Here is a 15,224-nt window from a genome sequence, read left to right on the forward strand (position 1 = left end):
GACGCATTATGGTCGCTTTGGATTATGCGAACGCAGAAGGTGCTGAAGGGCTGCTAAAGCAGCTCGAAGGCATCCCTTGCTACGTGAAGGTGGGCATGCAGCTGTTCTATGCTGCGGGTCCAAGCTTCGTCGCGAGCCTGAAGGATCGCGGCTACAAGGTGTTCCTTGATGTGAAGATGCATGACATTCCGAACACGGTCAAAGGCGGCGCGGAAAGCGTGACGCGCCTTGGGGTTGATGTGTTCAATGTCCATGCTGCCGGAGGCAAGCAGATGATGGAAGCCGCCTTGGAGGGGGTCGACAAGGGGCTAGCTGTTGGAGCTGCACGCCCGATCGTTATCGGCGTGACGCAATTGACCAGCACCAGCGTGCAGGTGCTGAATGATGAGATCGGCCTGACCGGTACGGTTGAGCAGGCCGTCATTCGCTATGCCCGCTTGGCGCATGCTGCGGGGCTTCAGGGTGTTGTCGCGTCACCGCTTGAGGTGACTGCGATTAAGGCGGCGTGCAGTGACGGTTTCGTCACCGTGACGCCAGGCATTCGCCCTGCGGGAGCCGACGTAGGCGACCAATCGCGCATCATGACGCCGGCTGAGGCGTTCGCGCAGGGGACGGACTACGTCGTGATTGGTCGACCGATCACAGGCGCAGCGGATCCAAGAGCAGCGATTGAAGCGATTATCGATTCAATCGTGGAATAAGCTTTTGTCTAACTACGGAAGGAACGGTGGTAGGAACATGAGTCAACTCGAAGCAATCGCGCAGCATATTGCAGCGTCGTTATTAGATATAGAAGCGGTAGCACTTCGACCGCAGCAGCCTTTTACATGGACATCTGGCCTCAAGTCGCCAATATATTGTGACAATCGTCTGACGATGTCACACCCAGCTATTCGCGAAGCGATCGCTGACGGCTTCGCAGCTTTGATCCAAGAGAAATTCCCTGATGCTGAGGTTGTTGCTGGTACGGCAACAGCGGGCATTCCTCATGCCGCTTGGGTAGCTCAGAAGCTAGGTCTCCCGATGATCTATATTCGCGATAAAGCCAAAGGGCATGGCAAAGAGAACCTGATTGAAGGCACTGTGAAACCAGGACAAAAGGTGATCGTGATTGAAGATCTTATCTCTACAGGCGGCAGTTCCTTGAAAGCAGCTATTGCTGTCAAAGAAGCTGGTGCTGTAGCGCTGGGCGTGTTGGCGATATTCTCCTATCAACTTGATAAAGCTACAGAAGCGTTCCAAACTGCGGATATGCCGCTGTACACACTTTCCAACTACGCTACACTGCTTGAAGTGGCTTTAGAGAAGGGTAAAATCAAACAAGAAGACATGGAATTGCTTCGTTCTTGGAGATCGAATCCTGCTGCATTTGGTGTGTAAGTTTGTATAACTTAAAATAATGCGAAGTTTGACGAATTGTGCAATATTATCCTATACTAGAAAAGTGCTGCTAGGTACTGCCTAACATCTGCGAAATGGCAAATGGCGCGAAAGCGACAGACGCAAAGCTATAGGGGCTACTCGGTTTACACCGTATGCTTGCCAGCTACCGAACGATGAGAGGAGGATTGCGCGTGAATATCAGCAACAGTATCATGACTGCGATTAGTGGCGGAGACGCTTTGAAGCAAGCCGTTGGCATTGAGCTTTTAAGCAAAGTAAGTGATATGCAAGCAGCTTCATCTAGTACATTAGTACAGGATTTTACGAAATCCCAACAGCTGGTTACCGCTTCAGCGACACCGCATTTGGGTGGCAATCTCGACATCCGCATATAAGTTCATACAGAAGAAGCTCTACCTTTACGTAAAGGAGAGCTTCTTTTTTTACTTATATTTTATATGTTTTGGGTTAGGGGGTAACAAAGCTTATTCCCTCCTGATGTTTGTAGAGCGGACGGGCCTAGATAGAGAAACTAGCATGTGAGAGACTGCATTCCGACTAGAAATTATCCCTTGCCCACCGAACTGTTGTACTTTGTGCAACAATCCGGCGGTTTCTTTGGACAATTTGGCTTTTTGTTGTACTGCGTACAACAATTTGGCGGGAATCGCTCAGAAATAGGCGTTTAAAGCTCAAATTGTTGCACGAAATACAACAATAGTAGGCTACTTCGGCGTAAGGAGGGTGTATTGTTGCACAAAATACAACTTGGACTATCGTGTACTTGGGGATTTTCAATTGGCGGGTTCCCAACATGTGGTGGATGCCCAACTGCCCTCACGAAAGCTGAATGACTCTAATATCGAATTTTGGAGTTATGAATAATAGTTATGAATCACAAAACTGCTGAAGAACTCTAAACGGCGGAATAATCCGTGTTTCTTATTCGCTCAGGTTATCCTTGGGTCAGTTGGTGAATGAATGTTTGCAAAGGCTGAGACATCCACTTTTTAGGGTGAAGCAGCAGCTGAAGGTCCAATTTTACGTCTGGATGTGAAAAAGGAAGATGAGCTAATTTCCCTTGTTCCAGTTCATCCTGTACGGCAATTTGGGGCAGCAGGGCGATGCCAAGCCCATTCATGACGCAGTGCTTAATGGTTTCTAAATTACCGAGCTCAAATCCAATCTGAAGAGGGATAGCATGATCTTTTAGCAACTTTTCAAACATGCCTCGATAAATGCAGCCCTCTTCTGTAACGATAAATTCGGTTTGCTGAAAATCGGTTAGTTGTATCTGTGTTCGTTTCGTTAGCGGATGCTCAAGAGGTGCCACCAAAACTAATGGTTCTTCCCTAACTTTTGTACAAGCAAGTGTGGTATCTGAAGGATAACGATCTAACAGGAGTCCAATGTCATAGTCCCCATCTCTGACTTTGGTTATGAGGGAAGCCTCACTGTCAGGGAAGAGCTGGATATTCAGTCCAGGGAATTGTTGCTTCAGCACATGTAAATAGGGTGGTAAATAATAAGCAGCGAGGGAGTTAATTGTCCCGATCGTCAGTGTTCCGCTGACTTCGCTTGTTATCATTTCTTTGGATTGATCATAGAGGTCAAGCATTTGCAAGACTAGCTTTAACAAGCTTTCACCCGGTGCTGTTAATCGAAACTGACGTCCGTATCTTTCGAAAAGGGGTACGCCATACTCTCGTTCCAGCTTCTGAATTTGCATCGTAATGCTCGATTGTGCATAGCCCAATTCTTCAGCAGTCTCGAGTAAAGCTCTTTCTCCGTGCAACCTCCCGAAAGGTTCGGAAATAAGTTAGATCCATGGGAACCCCTCGCTTCATTATCAAAATTTTTGATGAGTCTTATCATTTATTATAGCTAACTGTGATGCAATGATCCATGCTAAAGTGAATGTACAAATAAATGAGGACTGGGAGATGATTGGGATGTTAAGAGAGAAAGATTTACATGGGATCTATGTTCCCATTGTTACGCCATTTGATCAGGCATACGAGGTGGATGCAGCCTCTTTTTATAATCTAGCTTACAATTTATTTCAAGATGAGGTAGACGGATTGGTCGTCAATGGAACGACAGGGGAATCGCCGACGATTACAAATGAGGAAATGGCGATCATGTTCGCTACGGCACAAGCGGCTCGCGAGGCTGCACAAGTAGATGCTTCGCTCATTGTAGGTACAGGAACGAATGATACGTTGTCCACGGTGAAAAAGACGGAAGCTGCTGGGAAATTAGGGGCTGACGCTGTTTTAGTTGTTGTCCCTTATTATAACAAGCCGAGTCAACAAGGGATCATTGAACATTTTCGCCGGGCAGCCAGCGTTGGTGTGCCTGTTATTCTATATGAAGTACCGCATCGCACGGGCGTGACGTTGGAACTTGATACGGTGCGTACGATACTCGAACTTGATGGCGTCATCGGAATGAAAGACAGTACGCCGAACATACGATTGGTGTCTGAGCTAACCCGACTTGGCTCGAAACCCGTTTTGTGCGGGGAGGATTCACTACTTTATGACGCGCTAAGCTCAGGTGCTAAAGGGATTATGAGCGCGTCAGCGAATGTAATGACGGAGCGGTTTGTATCGTTTTATCGCCATTTTGAAGCTGGACAGCACGAGATGAGTAAACAGCTATTCGAGGAGTTGCTGCCACTCATTCGATTGCTATTCGAAGAGCCGAATCCGGCACCTCTCAAATGGCTGCTTGAGCAGCAAGGTGTCATTGAATCGGGAACACTTCGATTGCCGCTGCTTTCGGTGACAGAAGGCTTGCAGAAGAAGTTAGCCGCTTTTTTACAAAAATGAAAGGGAGAGAGTTATGAATCGGACTAGGGTATTTACAGGCTCACCTTGGGAGCCTGTTGTTGGCTATTGTCGGGCAATTCGGGTGGGGAACCGGATCGAAGTTGCTGGCACAACGGCAATGAAGGATGGTGAGGTCGTTGGCGTTGGTAATCCGTATGAACAAGCAAGGTTCGTCCTCCAGACGATCGAGCAGGCGCTGCAAGAACTTGGGGGGCAACTGTCAGATGTGATTCGAACGAGAATGTTTGTAACGGATATTTCATTATGGGAGGAATTCGGTAGGGCACATGGGGAGTTTTTCCATGACGTGCAGCCTGTAGCAACGATGGTAGAAGTGAAGGCTTTAATAGATCCTTTGTTGCTGATAGAGATTGAGGTAGAAGCTCATTTAAATGAGGAAACTTTGAATGGCTTGAAATGAGGCTTTTCATAAGGCTTTAAGTATAAAAAAGCGCTTGTCCTCTTAGAAGGCGATTGAAAATCGCGAGTATAAGGAGCAAGCGCTCTTTGTTTCCAATTTAGCCTACACGTTTACCAAGAATGATGAGGTCGCGCTCGATTCCATCCAGTTCGGCAATGCCAGGCAGATGGGCCCAATTGGCGAAGCCGAATTTACGGAAAAGGTGGAGGCTGGGATCGTTATGACCGAAAATGAAGCCGAGAAGCGTCTTCAGTCCCAGTTTTGGACTTGCCTCTATCGCATGCTCCATCAGGTAACGACCAATGCCTTGGCCGCGATAAGCTTCATCGACATAAATGCTGACTTCCGCTGTAGCGTTATAAGCAGGACGGCCATAGAAGGACTGAAAGCTGAGCCAGCCACAAATGCGCTTGTCGTTTTCCAATACCCATAAAGGACGGAAATCCGCTGAATGTTCATGGAACCAGCCTTCACGACTAGCCGTGGTCACGGGTTCTGTATCTGCTGTAACCATGCGTCCTTCAATTGTGGAATTATAAATCCGTACAATTTCCGCTAAGTCATCCAAGCTGGCATCGCGGATCATTAGGTTGTTCGTACTCATGTTATGGCTCATTCCTTTCAATGATTATTCATGCATTGCGGCAAGCTTCAGCCAGAAACGGCTGATGGTTTCTGTACCTTTATCCCAATTGACCAAATGAAAATGCTCATTCGGTGCGTGCAGGTTCTCACCTGGCAAACCAAAGCCAAGCAGCACGACGGGGGCGTCTAATACGCGTCCCAACACCTCAACAATCGGGATTGAACCTCCGCTTCGTGTATATACAGGCCAAGCGCCATAGGTATCCTCATAAGCTTCCGCCGCTGCTACCATGACAGGCTCGTCGATTGGCGTGATAAAAGGATTTCCGCGCAGCTGTCGGTCTAGGGTCACTTTTACGCCAGGCATTGAAAGGGCACGGATATGATGTTCAACTGCATCCATGATTTCCTCGGGGACTTGTGCGGCTACGAGACGGCAAGCTATTTTAGCACTGGCACGGTTAGGAATGATTGGTTTGATGCCTTCACCCTGAAAGCCGCCGCTCACGGATGTGATTTCCAAGGTCGGTCTGGAAGTTGTTTGTTCATAGAACGAGAACCCTTTTTCCCCATATAGCGTGTCAACATGTAAGTCCGATCGAACCTTGTTCGAGTCCGGTTCAACTTGTTTAAATGCTTCACGTTCTTTGTCCGAGAGCTCGATGACGCGATCATAGAAGCCTTTTACCGCTACACGACCATCCTCATCATGGAAGGAATTCAACAGCTTGGATAAAGCGTGAATCGGATTTTGAACAGCGCCGCCGAAAAGGCCCGAATGCAGGTCACTATTTGCGCCATCGACTGTAATCTCAAACCCGGCCAGCCCTCGAAGTCCATACATAAGTGCAGGTTTTCCTGGTCCTTGCATCTGAGTATCGGAAAGTACAATGGTGTCAGCTTGTAATTTATCTTTATACTTTTCCACGAAGGCAGGCAGGTGCTTACTCGCAATCTCTTCTTCGCCCTCAATACAAAACTTCACATTCACAGGCAGACTGCCGTGCGTTCGTAAAAAAGCCTCAATTACTTTGGCGTAAAGCAGCAGTTGACCTTTATCATCGGTGCTGCCGCGGCCAAATAGCTTGCCGTCTTGAATCACAGGCTCAAATGGAGGTGTGTTCCAGAGCTCGAGCGGCTCAGCCGGCTGAACATCATAATGGCCGTAGACAAGTACAGTTGGCTTGCCCGGAGCATGCAACCAGTCTGCATAGACAACAGGATGTCCACCAGTAGGCATAATTTCAATGTTCTCAAGACCGGCTTGTTTCAAAGATTGAGCCGTCCATTCTGCGCAGCGAATCATGTCAGGTTGATGCTCGGCGACAGCACTTATACTTGGAATCCGCAAAAACTGCATTAATTCCTCTATGTGTTGGTCCCTTTGCTCATCCAAATAGGTTTTGATCGTTTCTATCATGTTAATTTCTCCTTCTTTGTAAGCCATTTAGATTGTTGCTTATCTTAAGTTCCCCAAATGCAAGTGAATTCCTGCAAATAAGTGATGCATACACGCAATTTAAAAGAAAGTTGCACGATGTAAAGAGAAGTAGGTATTATTGGTTAGGTAAATTCTGCTAATGAAGGGGGAAATTTGATGAAACTCTTGGTTAAGACCGAACGATTGTCTTTAGTTATATTGGATCGTTCTTCCGTTGATCTGGTTCTGGATTATGTGATTCGTAATCGAACTTTTCTGGAACCGTGGGAATTAGAGCGGAATGAAGCGTATTTCACGAAGGATTATCAGGCTGAGCAGTTGGAACAAGAAGCAATCAAGATCGAGGAAGGCCAGATGCTTAAGGTATGGATGCTATTTGAAGAACGTATAGTTGGGTCAATTGCTCTAAGTAATATCGTCAGAGGTGCGTTCCAATCTTGCCACTTGGGCTACCGAATGGACGGAAAGCTTCTTAATCGAGGTCTCATGACAGAGGGACTGAAAGCGATCATTCCCTACGCTTTTGATGAGATGAAACTTCACCGCATTGAAGCCAATATCATGCCTCGAAACGCGGCGTCCCTGAAGGTCGTTGAGAAGTTGGGCTTTTATGAAGAGGGCTTGGCGCTCAAATATTTACAAATACATGGCGTTTGGGAGGACCATATTCATATGGTACTGCGCAATACAGCTATGGAATAAAATTCGTGAAAATCACAGAAAAATGTCGAAGAATGTAATCGTGAATAGTCAAATCATATTGCTATCAAGTCACTACTCTAATAGAATTAAGTATTGAGCAGGTACTCATACATCATTATTAGGGGGACTTCACGTTGAATGATTTTGAATCGGTTGTAAAATCTAGACGATCTGCAAGCAAATTTACGCAAGGGATCGATATTTCACAAAAAGAGTTAGAGCAAATTTTTTCCCTGGTTAAGTTTGCCCCATCCGCTTATAACTTACAGCACGCTAATTATGTTGTTGTCACAGACCCTTTGATGAAACAGAAGGTTTATGAGGCGGCTTACAAACAGTACAAAATTCAGAGCTCATCCGCAGTTATTGCGGTCCTTGGCGATTTGGAAGCGTATAAGGATTCTGCAAGAATAAATGAAGGTCTTTTCCATTTAGGATTTTTTAGTAAACAAGAGTTAGATTCTGAAGTAGAGCAAGTGACACATTTCTATGAAGAACGGGGAGAGCCATTCAAGCGAGATGAAGCGATTCGGAATGCAAGTCTATCAGCCATGTTATTTTTGCTTACAGCGAAAGAGCAAGGTTGGGATACTTGTCCGATGATCGGTTTTGAGGCAGACAAGCTCATTGAGGCGCTTCAATTAGAGGAACGTTTCGTTCCTGTTATGTTAATTACGATTGGGAAAGAAGATACGACCAGTCAGCGGCCACGCGGTTATCGTAAACCGATTGGTGAGTTTGTGAAATATGTTTAATACATAAATAGAGACCGTTTATCGCGTTGAAGGCGATGTACGGTCTTTTTCTTATTACAAGTTTAAGAAAAATTTTATTTTTAACCCCATTTCTTATTAATTCATTTTCTTTATCCTAGAGTGAAGGGAGGGCAAGAGGCAGCTCCATCTGATACAATAAAAAGCAATACGATGGTCATACAGGGGTGGAACGAATGAAATCGATCACAATTCTGATTGCGGATGATGAGGCAGAAATTGCCGATCTGATTGAATTGCATTTAGAAAAAGAGGGTTACCGCTGCGTGAAAGTAGCAAATGGGCAGGAAGCTATTTCTGCTATTCAGACGCATTCCATTGATTTGGCGATTTTAGATATTATGATGCCTATACTGAATGGCTATGAAGCAACAAGGCAAATTCGGGCTCAGTATCATCTGCCAATCATTTTTTTAAGCGCAAAAACGACGGACCTTGATAAGATTACCGGATTGGTAAGCGGAGCGGATGATTATGTAACCAAACCGTTCAACCCGATGGAATTGGTTGCTCGAGTGAATGCTCAGCTGAGGCGTTCCACACAGTTTAATCAACCAAAGCAGGGGGGCAAGCAACCTTTGGAGGCAGGCGGACTGGTCATTTATCCCGAAGAACGATCCGTATTCGTTTACGGCAAACCCATTGAATTAACTCCAAAAGAGTTCGATATTTTGTATCTGTTAGCCAGTTATCCAAAGAAAGTTTACAGCGCGGAAAATATCTTTCAACAGGTCTGGGGCGATGTATATTATGAAGGCAGCAATACGGTCATGGTACATATTCGTACCTTACGGAAAAAGCTTGGGGAAGACGATCATAAAAATAAACTGATCAAAACAGTTTGGGGGGTAGGATATACATTCAATGGCTGAAATGATGCGAAGCTTTCGATTTAAAATGATTCAGTTCTTTGGTTTGAGCATGCTTTTTTCCGCCACCATAACCTATGTGCTCTATAAAGCTCTTCAACTCTATTATTATACGACCAAGTTCGAAAATCCATTGACTAAAATTCGTTTTTTTATAAGAGAGATTGGGGATATAAACTTCTTTTTGCTTATTTTCATTCCTCTCTCGATTTTGTTTTTCTTTCTCTTCACCAAGCAATATGCGGCTTATTTCAATGAAATATCCAGCGGAATTAATCAGCTTGCGAATGGCAATTTCAATAGTCGCATCCATATTCCCTCCAAAGATGAATTCGGTGACATTGCGAGAGATATTAATCGGGCAAGTGAACAATTGCAGCAAGCTTTGGATAGAGGAGATTTTGCAGAAAATAGCAAGGAACAATTGGTCTTGAACTTGGCTCATGATTTGCGTACGCCACTGACTTCCGTTTTAGGTTATTTGGATTTCATTCTTCAGAACGATCAGCTGACTGCCGATCAAATGAAGCACTATACGAGCATTGCTTTTACCAAGTCTCAACGTCTAGAAAAGCTCATTGATGAACTATTCGAAATCACTCGTTTGAACTATGGAAAGCTGAACATTGAAAAAAAACCAATCGATATGAGTGAGCTTCTCATTCAATTAAACGAGGAATTATACCCTGTTTTTGAGAAAAACAACCTAACGACTCGATTGAATGTGACTCCGCACTTGACTGTTTGGGGGGACGGTGAGCTATTGGCACGTGTATTTGAAAATCTGCTGACGAATGCCAATCGCTATGGAAAAGATGGCCAGTATATTGATATTAATTGCAATATGGATGCGGAAGATGTGGCGATTCAAGTGATCAATTATGGGGATTGTATTCCTCCGGAAGAACTACCGCATATCTTCGATATGTTTTTTACCGGTGATCAAGCGCGAACACATCGTGAGGGGAGCACGGGGCTTGGCTTGTCCATAGCGAAGAACATTGTAGATCAGCATCAAGGCACAATTACGGCCGAAAGCAGTGTAATTCGCACGCTTTTTGAAGTCCGTATCCCGCAAAAAATGACATTCGAAGAACCCAGTTAGCTATTTGGCCGAACATTTAATGAAAAATTTATATTTACCCTACTTATTCTTTTAACAGTATCCCCTATTCTAGATGTATGAATAGAAGGAGGAAACTGAGAATGAAAAAGTGGGGTTTTTGATATATCCGGAAATCAGGTAGATGGGGGGATTGTTTTGTAAAAAATAGGCAATTCGGTGTATGGATGAATTTTCCATTTGATAGTATATTTTAATAGATTCATACAAACGGGTTTATTGCCAAAAAGCTTTCAGGAAATTTTCAGTTTCACGAAACTTTTTGGAAAGATCTTCCGTCTATTTTATCATACATACAGTTTGGAAATGAAAGGAAGACATACCAAATGGCAAGCTGGTTTCGTAAAAGAAGCGCTTTGGACGCTTTAGCTGTTGATGAGGAACCGCAATCTGATGAACGATTCTCGCGTCTCAGCCAACGCCATTCTCCGTTATTAACGGTGAGTGGGGTACACCGCTCCTTTCAAGTTGGAGGCCAAAGGTTAGAGGTACTGAAAGGGATTGAGATGGAGCTCAAACCGCTGCAGCTAGTCATGCTCAAAGGCCGATCTGGTTCAGGGAAAACAACGCTGCTTAATTTAATCGGGGGGCTCGATCAGCCGAATGAGGGGGAAATTTTGTTTCAAGAACACGCATTTCATCTCAGCAGTGACGATGAACGAACGTTGATTCGTCGCAAGGAAATTGGTTTTATCTTTCAATCCTATGCATTAATGCCCTTGTTGTCTGCTTGGGAAAATGTCGAGCTGGCGCTGCGAATGGCGGGGATTCCGCGTTCTGAGTGGAAAGACCGTGTGAAGCATTGCCTTGAGCTCGTTGGGCTTGGCAAGCGGATGCATCATCGTCCTTATGAGCTATCCGGCGGCGAGCAGCAGCGTGTCGCGATTGCAAAGGCGATTGCGCATCGACCTTCCCTTATTTTGGCGGATGAGCCTACTGCTGAGCTAGATTCCCAGATGGGTGCGCAGATTATGTCCGTTTTTCGCAGCATCATGAAAGCAGAGCAAGTCACGATATGTATGACAACACATGACCCTACAATTTTGGAGGTTGCCGATCATGTTTACGAAATGGTGGACGGAAGATTCGTCACGTAATTGGACGATGAAGCCTTTAGCTGCACTGCTTGTATGTTCGACATTACTACTTGCTTCTGGATGTTCACTTTTGCCTAAGGAGCAGGATGAAGAATCTCTTCCGACGATTAATCCGCCTAAACTTTCCAAAAAGCCTGAATATACGGTGAAAACGGAAACCCTTGAAACGAAAGTGAGAGGGAGTGGGCGCTTAATGGCTTTGCAAGAGGAAAAGCTGTTTTTCTCCGAAGATATGTCAGCCAAACGAATCAGTGCCATTCTTGTGAAAAATGGGGATTCCGTTGAAAAAGGGCAGCCGATCGCGGAGCTTGACGTAACGGATATGGCCAGCGATTTGAAGCGGAAGAAGCTTCAAACACGTAAGGATGAGCTTACGATGATCGAAACGCTGCGGAAAGCAGATGAAATGTCGCCTGAGCAAATTGAGCAGGCAAAGATTGATTTTGAGTTGAAGCGTGAAGAACTGACCAAGCTTGAAACGCAAGTTGGTAAAGCGCAGCTGCTCGCTCCGTTCAGCGGAACTATCGTTACTGTAACAGCCAAGAAAGGCGATACGGTGAAGACCGGAGAATCCGTTGCGACTCTCGCCGATCTGAATGAATTAACGGTGGCCGCAAGCATTAGTGCAGATGATGCGAAGAAAGTAGCCATTGGCATGGATGTGCAGGTGGATATTAATTCAGCCGGCCAGCACAAAGGGAAAGTGAAGCAGCTGCCGAACCCGCAAGCCGGGAACAACAATAATAACGGCATGTTTCCGGGTCAAGGTGGGCAAGGTGAGCAGGATACAATCGATAATTATTTGGTGGTTCAGCTTAGTGAGTTTCCGAAAGGGCTGAATCGAGGAACACCGCTTAGTGTTACGATTATTACCCAAAGAAAAGAAAACGCCACAACTATCCCTCTAGCTGCGCTTCGCTCGTATTCGGGTCGGAATTATGTCCAGGTCATCGATAATCAAGGGAATAAGAAGGAAGTGGACGTGGAAATTGGTCAGCAGACGTCAACAGATGTGGAGATTGTAAAAGGTCTCACAGCTGGACAGAAAGTAGTGGGTCGCTAATGTCCATGCCGATGCTGCGGTTTTTATTTCGGAAAATGTGGAATACCCGTTGGCTAACGCTCAGCACCTTGCTTGGCCTAGTGATGGCTGTTGCTTTCACCACGAGCATTCCGATGTATGCCGATGGGTCGCTGAAGCGAGTTGTCGCCAAATCGTTAGAAGAAAAGAGCGAGGGACTTCCAGCAGGCTCGCTGCTCATGCGCTATCAAGCTGTTGGGACAGAACGTGCAGGGCTTACAGAGCTCAAAGACGTCAATGTGTATATACAAGATGAAATTCCGAAAGATGTTGGCTTTCCCTTACAGACCTATGCAAGAAGCTATTCCATCAAAGGAGCGCAGCTAACTCCCGCAGATGGGACAAAAGCAGACCCTAGTAAACGTCGACAAATGACATTAACGACGTTAAGCGGACTATCCGATCAGGTTGAATGGTCCATCGGACAGATGCCTTCTGGGCAAGTGCAGAATGGCCTAATAGAAGCTGTAGTCTTAGAAGAAGCTTTGTTTCGAAACGATCTGCATGTAGGGGATATATTCAGTTATTCGGTTGCAGGTGCAGGCGGCAGTCAATTATTAAAAGTGAAGATCGTGGGTTCCTTCAAACCCAAAAATGAAGCGAGTCCTTATTGGTTTCAAGGCTTAGAAGGGTTAGTAAACGCACTTATTATTCATGATGATGTATTCATGAAGACGCTGTTAACGGAGAAGAAGATTCCGCTTCAGCTCGCTAATTGGTATTATGCATTCGATCTGCGGAATATCCAAACCAGTCAATTATCGCCACTTGAAAACCGTTTGGAGCGTCTGGATATCAACTTGTTCCAAAAACTGAAGAATACAAAGGTGGATGTTTCGTTTAAGCCGATTCTTACTGAATTTAAAGCCCAAAGCTTGCAGATGCAAATTTTATTATTCACATTAGCGGCTCCGATGATTGCGATGGTTTTCTATTACATTGTGATGAATGCCAGACAATCGCTTGATCGACAGCGAGGTGTGATTGCCATCCTGCGAAGCCGTGGTGGAAGTACGAAGCAAATTGTAGGCATATACTTTCTGGAAGGTTTATTGCTTGGGGCAATTGCATTGCTGGTTGGACCTTTTATGGGCTGGTTCATGGCGAAAAGTATCGGCTCATCCAGTGGATTTCTTACGTTCGTTGATCGTAAATCAATTCCTGTTGGCTTCACTAATGAGGCATTACTATACGGCGGGCTCGCTGTTTTGATTGCAATTCTTGCCAGTGTGATTCCAGCTGTTCTATTCGCAAGATCTTCGATTGTCAACTATAAGCAGCAGCTCGCAAGATCAGACCGCTCACCACTATGGCAGCGTTGGTTTATTGACATTGTACTGTTAGGACTTGTTGGCTATGGCTTTTATTTATTTGATCAACGCCAAGTACTATCTATCCAAACAGGGCTAACGACCGATCAGCTACAGGTGCATCCGCTGCTGTTTTTCGTTCCAGCACTTTCGATCTTCGCCCTAGGCCTTTTCTTTCTGCGCATCTTTCCGTGGCTGCTGCGATTGTTCGGCTGGCTAGGACGCAAATTCCTGCCCGTGCCGCTATACTTGACGCTTGTTCAGCTTTCCCGCTCAGCCAAAGCCTACTATCCGCTCATGCTGCTGCTTATCCTTACGCTCGGCCTCGGCGTATACAATTCTTCGGCTGCGCGTACGATTGATCTGAACTCGACGGAGCGGATCATGTATCAATACGGAACTGATGTTGTGCTGCAAACCGTTTGGGAAGGCTTCTCAGACGATTTGCCGAAGGATCCGAACGCAGGGAAAAGTGGCGGCGGTGCTCAGGGAGGCGGAACATCAGGTGCTGGAGGTAATAATGGCGGCAATGGCAGCAGTGGTTCGGGTGCGGGTGGAGGCCAAGGTCAAGGCGGCCCGAAACCTGGAGAGGAGACACCAACCAAGATTCGATACGTTGAACCGCCCTTCCAAATGTTCCGTGATCTAGAAGGCGTCCAGGCTGCGGCCAGAGTTTTGCAGATGAAAGCGAACGTTGTAGTTTCTGGCAAATCTACCGGTCAAGGAATGATCATGGGAATCGACAATGCTGATTTTGCTAAAGTAGCTTGGTTCCGGCCCGATTTATTCCCAGCTCATCCGAATCAATACCTGAATTTGCTAGGAAGCTATGAGCAAGCTGTCATTATACCTTCGAATTATGCAAGTAAATATGCGCTTAAAGCGGGTGATCTGCTTTCAATTACCATTGGTCAGCAGCCCGTGGAATTCGTGATTGTTGGTATCCTGCCGTATTGGCCGAGTCAATATCCGGATCAGACACCATTTTTCATAGCAAATTTAGATTACATATACGATCAAGCACCAATTACACCCTATGAAGTATGGCTCAAAATGAAACCGGACGCTAAAGTTGCTCCGATTGTTACTGCTCTGCAGGCGAAGGGAATTGAGCTTGCTTCCGTGAAGGATGTTCGTAACGAGCTCATTATTCAGAAGAAGCTTCCAGCACGAGGCGGCGTCTTTGGCATTCTTAGTCTGGGCTTTCTCGTCTCAGTGATCGTGTCCTTAATCGGCTACATGCTCTATTGGTTCTTCAATTTATCTAGTAGAGTTGTGCAGTTTGGGGTACTTCGCGCCATGGGACTTTCCCGCAAACAATTGACTGGCATGCTGCTCCTAGAGCAAGGTTTTACGGCTGGATTGTCCATCGCGCTAGGCATCGGAATTGGTAAATTAACGAGTTATTTCTTCCTTCCTTTCCTACAAACTTCTCAGAATGTGAAGACGCAGGTGCCGCCATTCCGAGTGGTTTTCGATTCCAAAGACACCTATCAGCTATATTTCGTTGTCGCTTTCATGATGATAACAGGGGCGCTGTTACTGTTCTTACACATAAGAAGGCTGCGCGTTCATCAGGCTGTGAAGCTGGGAGAGGAGAAATAG

Annotated in this window: 15 protein-coding genes and 1 riboswitch; of the genes, 12 read left to right on the forward strand and 3 right to left on the reverse strand. The window is 45.7% G+C overall.

Going from position 1 to position 15,224, the window contains the following annotated elements:
- The first annotated feature begins 8 nt into the window (after positions 1 to 8).
- The 3 genes from pyrF (at position 9) to ACBP55_RS16320 (ending at position 1,778) form a co-directional block, all read left to right on the forward strand.
- Positions 9 to 701 (forward strand): orotidine-5'-phosphate decarboxylase, encoded by a 693-nt coding sequence (pyrF, locus tag ACBP55_RS16310; RefSeq protein ID WP_464653330.1) that lies wholly within the window; start codon positions 9 to 11, stop codon positions 699 to 701.
- Between the two features lie 37 nt (positions 702 to 738).
- Complete coding sequence (gene pyrE, locus ACBP55_RS16315; protein ID WP_464652795.1) at positions 739 to 1,380, forward strand: orotate phosphoribosyltransferase; 642 nt, start codon at positions 739 to 741, stop codon at positions 1,378 to 1,380.
- An 87-nt stretch (positions 1,381 to 1,467) separates the two neighbouring features.
- Positions 1,468 to 1,554, forward strand: a riboswitch (cyclic di-GMP riboswitch).
- Between the two features lie 20 nt (positions 1,555 to 1,574).
- Positions 1,575 to 1,778 (forward strand): putative motility protein, encoded by a 204-nt coding sequence (locus ACBP55_RS16320; protein WP_464652796.1) that lies wholly within the window; start codon positions 1,575 to 1,577, stop codon positions 1,776 to 1,778.
- Between the two features lie 560 nt (positions 1,779 to 2,338).
- On the opposite strand, the gene ACBP55_RS16325 is transcribed toward ACBP55_RS16320, so the two are convergent.
- Entirely contained in the window at positions 2,339 to 3,178 is an 840-nt protein-coding gene (locus ACBP55_RS16325) for a LysR family transcriptional regulator (protein WP_464652797.1), read from the reverse strand.
- Positions 3,179 to 3,335: 157 nt separating this feature from the next.
- Between ACBP55_RS16325 and dapA the strand changes: the two genes are divergently transcribed.
- The gene (dapA, locus tag ACBP55_RS16330) at positions 3,336 to 4,217 is read left to right on the forward strand and encodes a 4-hydroxy-tetrahydrodipicolinate synthase (RefSeq protein ID WP_464652798.1); all 882 of its coding nucleotides are present in this window, start codon (positions 3,336 to 3,338) and stop codon (positions 4,215 to 4,217) included.
- A gap of 13 nt (positions 4,218 to 4,230) precedes the next feature.
- Positions 4,231 to 4,638 (forward strand): RidA family protein, encoded by a 408-nt coding sequence (locus tag ACBP55_RS16335; RefSeq protein ID WP_464652799.1) that lies wholly within the window; start codon positions 4,231 to 4,233, stop codon positions 4,636 to 4,638.
- A gap of 97 nt (positions 4,639 to 4,735) precedes the next feature.
- Here ACBP55_RS16335 and ACBP55_RS16340 read toward each other — a convergent pair whose 3' ends face one another.
- Together ACBP55_RS16340 and ACBP55_RS16345 are read right to left on the reverse strand one after the other, a co-directional pair.
- Entirely contained in the window at positions 4,736 to 5,242 is a 507-nt protein-coding gene (locus ACBP55_RS16340; protein ID WP_464652800.1) for an N-acetyltransferase family protein, read from the reverse strand.
- A 24-nt stretch (positions 5,243 to 5,266) separates the two neighbouring features.
- The gene (locus ACBP55_RS16345; RefSeq protein ID WP_464652801.1) at positions 5,267 to 6,643 is read right to left on the reverse strand and encodes a dipeptidase; all 1,377 of its coding nucleotides are present in this window, start codon (positions 6,641 to 6,643) and stop codon (positions 5,267 to 5,269) included.
- 177 nt (positions 6,644 to 6,820) lie between these two features.
- On the opposite strand from ACBP55_RS16345, the gene ACBP55_RS16350 reads away from it, so the two are divergent.
- The 7 genes from ACBP55_RS16350 (at position 6,821) to ACBP55_RS16380 (ending at position 15,224) form a co-directional block, all read left to right on the forward strand.
- Positions 6,821 to 7,366, forward strand: coding sequence for a GNAT family N-acetyltransferase (locus ACBP55_RS16350; protein ID WP_464652802.1), 546 nt, complete (start codon positions 6,821 to 6,823; stop codon positions 7,364 to 7,366).
- A gap of 134 nt (positions 7,367 to 7,500) precedes the next feature.
- Entirely contained in the window at positions 7,501 to 8,121 is a 621-nt protein-coding gene (locus ACBP55_RS16355; protein WP_464652803.1) for a nitroreductase family protein, read from the forward strand.
- Between the two features lie 194 nt (positions 8,122 to 8,315).
- Positions 8,316 to 9,011 (forward strand): response regulator transcription factor, encoded by a 696-nt coding sequence (locus ACBP55_RS16360; protein ID WP_464652804.1) that lies wholly within the window; start codon positions 8,316 to 8,318, stop codon positions 9,009 to 9,011.
- The gene (locus ACBP55_RS16365; RefSeq protein WP_464652805.1) at positions 9,004 to 10,113 is read left to right on the forward strand and encodes a sensor histidine kinase; all 1,110 of its coding nucleotides are present in this window, start codon (positions 9,004 to 9,006) and stop codon (positions 10,111 to 10,113) included. The genes ACBP55_RS16360 and ACBP55_RS16365 overlap by 8 nt, the downstream gene beginning before the upstream one ends.
- Before the next feature lie 344 nt (positions 10,114 to 10,457).
- Positions 10,458 to 11,228: an ABC transporter ATP-binding protein gene (locus tag ACBP55_RS16370; RefSeq protein ID WP_268617361.1), complete on the forward strand. Its 771-nt coding sequence runs from the start codon at positions 10,458 to 10,460 to the stop codon at positions 11,226 to 11,228.
- Complete coding sequence (locus tag ACBP55_RS16375; protein ID WP_464652806.1) at positions 11,191 to 12,291, forward strand: efflux RND transporter periplasmic adaptor subunit; 1,101 nt, start codon at positions 11,191 to 11,193, stop codon at positions 12,289 to 12,291. Before ACBP55_RS16370 ends, ACBP55_RS16375 begins: the two co-directional genes overlap by 38 nt.
- The gene (locus ACBP55_RS16380; protein WP_464652807.1) at positions 12,291 to 15,224 is read left to right on the forward strand and encodes an ABC transporter permease; all 2,934 of its coding nucleotides are present in this window, start codon (positions 12,291 to 12,293) and stop codon (positions 15,222 to 15,224) included. Before ACBP55_RS16375 ends, ACBP55_RS16380 begins: the two co-directional genes overlap by 1 nt.

This window comes from Paenibacillus sp. WG02 (assembly GCF_055396115.1).